Below are 3202 nucleotides of genomic sequence, written 5' to 3'. Positions count from 1 at the left end.
GCTCTACGACCGCAGCGCCGACGGCGCGTTCATCCACTTCTACACCCGCACCGTCGGCACGGTGTTCTTCGAATTCGTCCAGCGCATAGGGGAATACGACGGATACGGGACCGACAACGCCCCGGTGCGACTGGCCGCCCAACGCCACCGACTCAGGTGACTTGCGGTGTCTGACCGGCGGTGAGCACCGGTGGATGCACACAAATCGCGTGGGTCTAACCGGTCTCGTTCGCGACGAAGATGGCGACGTAACCGATGGGGATGCCGGTCTTGGTGGCGACGCACTCCCGCGCCGCCAACTCGACCATGGCCCGGCGCCGCGCATGGGTGAGGCCACCGATCTCCGGAATCCGGATGGTCCAACCGTCGATTTCACGGGTGATCTCGATGTCGAAGCTCTGACCGACCGTCGGGCGATTCACGCGGCGGGTGACGTGCCGCCTTTGGGTGCTGCGCAGGGACTGCGCGCGGCGCAGCGTGGGCTGAATGGGCATGAAGGATTCCCTGTGTCGGACGACGGACCGCGCGCAAGGATAATGCGTCCCGAGCCGGAACGCCTAATCGGCGTCACACTGGCAGATGCCGACCGCGAAAGCCGGTTCTCGACAGCAAGATTGGGTCCGAACGCCAACGCGGCGCAAGGCCGATGATCAGGTCGCGCTGGAGGCGGTGGTCACGAGCGGCGGGCCGCTTCGATGGTCTCCGCTGAGGCGGGATGGCCGTCGGCGCACCGCACTTCGACCGAGACGGCACTTCCGCAGTCGGCGTGGGTCAGCGCAATCCGGCCGCCGTCGGGGCGCACCCATCGATCGCCCCACTGCAGAAGGGCGATCAGCGCCGGAAGGAATTCCGCCCCCTTCTCGGTCAGGTGATAGTCCTCGCGGCTGCGTTGGCCGGCCACGTGATAGGGCCGTCGCTCGAGAAGGCCCTCGTCGACGAGCTCCTTCAGGCGTGCGGCGGTGATCTTCTCGCTGAGCTGGGCGCGGCGGACGAACTCGTCGAACCGGTGGGCCCCGTAGAAGGCCTCCCGGAGCAGGAGCATGCTGGCCCGCCTGCCGACCACGTCGAGGGCGGCAGCCATGGAGCAGTCAGTGGCGGACCAACTGTCCCGCTCGCTGAGCGCGCCCTTGAGAGTCATCGACGTCACACCACCATGATGCCATGCTGACTTGCCTTGAGTAAAGTCAGACACGTAGGATCTGACTTAACCGGAGTATAGCCAGCGAGTGGGCTGCCCGAACAGATGCGAGGTAACGATGACCGTCAACGTTTCGGACGTTTCCACCCGGGCCCCGATTCTCGACGGATCCGGTGGTGATCCCGGCCGGGCCGCACGCCGGGCCGCCAACCTGCTCGCCAACGACGCCCAGATTCGGGACGCCGCCCCGAGACCCGAGGTAATGGAGGCGGCGCGCGTGCCGAGTCTGCGCCTGCCCGAGGTGCTGGCCACTTTCGTCGAGGGCTACGGCGACCGCCCGGCTCTCGGCAGCCGAGCACGAACAGTGGTCGGCGACGACGCCAACGGGCGGACGTCCAGCGAGCTGCTCCCTCGTTTCGACACGATCTCCTACCGCGAACTGTGGTCGGACGTGGTCGCGGTGGCGGGCGCGTGGACCCAGGCCTCCGATGCGCCGGTGAAACCGGGGGACTTCGTCGCGACGGTCGGCTTCGCCAGCGCCGACTACCTGACCGTCGATCTCGTCTGCGCCTACCTTGGTCTGGTCGCGGTGCCCCTGCAGCACAACGCGCCGGTGTCCCGACTGCAGCCGATCCTCGCCGAGACGCAGCCCGCGGTGCTCGCGGTCAGCGCGGCCTACCTCGACCTCGCCGTCGAGTCGGCGCTCGGGAGTGACTCATTGCGTCGCCTCGTCGTGTTCGACTACGCGCCGGAGATCGATGCCGACCGCGAACGACTCGAGCGCGCCAGGGCGAGGCTCGACGCCGCGGGCATGGCGGTCGTCGTCGAGACCCTGAGCGACGTCGTAGAGCGTGGACGTGCACTGCCCGAGACTCGGAGTTACACCGGGGGAGACCAGGATCGGCTCGCGATGATCCTCTACACCTCCGGCAGCACGGGTGCCCCCAAGGGCGCCATGTGGACCGAGAAGATGGTCTCCACGCTGTGGACGCTGCCGTTGAAGTCCGTCGACTCGCCCGTCGTGAACGTCAACTTCCTCCCGCTCAACCATCTCGGCGGACGGATCCCGCTGTCGTCGGCATTCCAGGCCGGCGGCACCAGTTACTTCGTCCCGGAAAGTGATCTGTCGACCCTGTTCGAGGACTGGTCGCTGGTGCGTCCCACCGACGTGGGTCTGGTCCCGCGGGTGGTGGAGATGCTGTTCCAGCGCTATCAGCAGGGGGTGGAGCGGCTGGTGTCCCAAGGCGTCGACGAGGTGACGGCCGACACCCTGGTCAGCGCGGAAGTGCGGGAGAACGTGCTCGGCGGCCGCGTGCTCGGCGGATTCGTCAGCACGGCGCCGCTGTCCGCGGAGATGAAGGCGTTCATCGAGTCCTGCCTGGACGCCGACCTGGTCGACGCCTACGGGCTGACCGAGATCGGCGCCGTCACCACCGACGGCGTGGTGATGCGGCCACTGGTCATCGACTACAAGCTCATCGACGTTCCCGAGCTCGGGTACTTCAACACCGATCAGCCCCACCCCAGAGGGGAGCTGCTGGTGAAGAGCAACGGAGCCACCCCCGGCTACTACAAGCGGCCAGAGGTCACCGCCGCGGTGTTCGACGACGAGGGCTACTACCGGACCGGCGACGTGATGGCGGAGATCGCGCCCGATCACCTGGTGTACGTGGACAGGCGCAACAACGTCATCAAGCTCTCGCAGGGCGAGTTCGTCGCCGTCGCGAATCTCGAGGCCGTCTACGCCGGAGCTGCCCTGGTTGGCCAGATCTACCTCTACGGAAACAGTGAACGACCCTCGCTGCTTGGCGTGGTGGTACCCACACTCGAGGCCAGGAACGCCTTCTCCGGCGACGCCGAAGACCTGAAAGATGCCATCCGCGAATCGCTTTCGCAGATCGCGCGCACCGCGGAGCTGCAATCCTACGAGCTGCCCGCCGACATCCTTGTCGAGCAGAACCCGTTCAGTGCCGCCAACGGGCTGCTCTCCGGCGTCGGCAAGTTGCTGCGCCCCAAGCTCAAGGAGCATTACGGAGCGGTCCTCGAGCAGATGTACTCCGAGCT

The 3202-nt window shown here is 66.9% G+C and carries 3 protein-coding genes; 1 reads left to right on the top strand and 2 read right to left on the bottom strand.

Translation table 11 applies throughout. From position 1 onward, the window contains the following. Nucleotides 1–215: 215 nt before the first annotated feature. Nucleotides 216–422 (bottom strand): long chain fatty acid-CoA synthetase Faa4p, encoded by a 207-nt coding sequence (locus ACRDUX_RS04035; protein ID WP_526411260.1) that lies wholly within the window; start codon nucleotides 420–422, stop codon nucleotides 216–218. A gap of 251 nt (nucleotides 423–673) precedes the next feature. Beyond that, nucleotides 674–1138: a winged helix-turn-helix transcriptional regulator gene (locus tag ACRDUX_RS04030; RefSeq protein WP_526411258.1), complete on the bottom strand. Its 465-nt coding sequence runs from the start codon at nucleotides 1136–1138 to the stop codon at nucleotides 674–676. A gap of 118 nt (nucleotides 1139–1256) precedes the next feature. Between ACRDUX_RS04030 and ACRDUX_RS04025 the strand changes: the two genes are divergently transcribed. Further along, nucleotides 1257–3202 (top strand): AMP-binding protein (locus tag ACRDUX_RS04025; RefSeq protein ID WP_526411256.1); only part of this gene is annotated, 1946 nt, incomplete at its 3' end.

Source organism: Mycobacterium sp. (genome assembly GCF_050701675.1).
Lineage (GTDB): Bacteria > Actinomycetota > Actinomycetes > Mycobacteriales > Mycobacteriaceae > Mycobacterium.
Note: the sequence above shows the minus strand (reverse complement) of the source record. Positions and strands in the feature narration are given on the sequence as shown.

Excerpts from the sequence above, each read along its gene's own strand:
- ACRDUX_RS04030 (WP_526411258.1), bottom strand. The coding sequence starts at position 1,138 with ATGACTCTCAAGGGCGCGCTCAGCGAGCGGGACAGTTGGTCCGCCACT.